Source organism: Bradyrhizobium sp. NBAIM08 (assembly GCF_020193935.1).
Taxonomy (GTDB): Bacteria; Pseudomonadota; Alphaproteobacteria; order Rhizobiales; family Xanthobacteraceae; genus Bradyrhizobium; species Bradyrhizobium yuanmingense.
Genome location: NZ_JADYVR010000878.1, coordinates 1 through 409 on the forward strand (window position 1 = coordinate 1; position 409 = coordinate 409).

A 409-nucleotide genomic window follows, 5' to 3' on the forward strand; every position below is an offset into this window, starting at 1 on the left:
AACCGAGCGTGCGTCGCTCCACCAGGTGAAGAATCTGGCGACGTCGGTGGTCAAGCTGAAGGCGCTTGGCTTTCAGGTGGCCGTGGACGACCTGGGTGCCGGCTACGCCGGGCTGTCGAGCTTCACGCAGCTCGAGGCCGAGGTCGCCAAGCTCGACATGTCCCTCGTGCGCGGCGTCGACACGGACGTGCGGCGCCAGTACATCGTCCGCTCCATGAAGGGGCTATGTGATGACCTGGGCATGCTCGTCATCGCCGAAGGGGTCGAGACTCCTGCCGAGCGCGACATGCTGGTCAGCCTGGGCTGCGACCTGTTGCAGGGCTATTTGTTCGGCCGGCCCGAACGCAGTTTCATGGCGCCGAGCTGGTAAGGCAGACGCGGTCCGTCAGGCGGGGCTCTCTGCCAGGAG

General features: G+C 66.0%; 1 protein-coding gene. It reads left to right on the plus strand.

Going from position 1 to position 409, the window contains the following annotated elements; translation table 11 throughout:
• Positions 1-370, plus strand: a 370-nt coding sequence (locus tag I6F37_RS42505; RefSeq protein WP_225154750.1) for an EAL domain-containing protein, incomplete at its 5' end; no start/stop codon positions are given.
• Positions 371-409 lie beyond the last annotated feature (39 nt).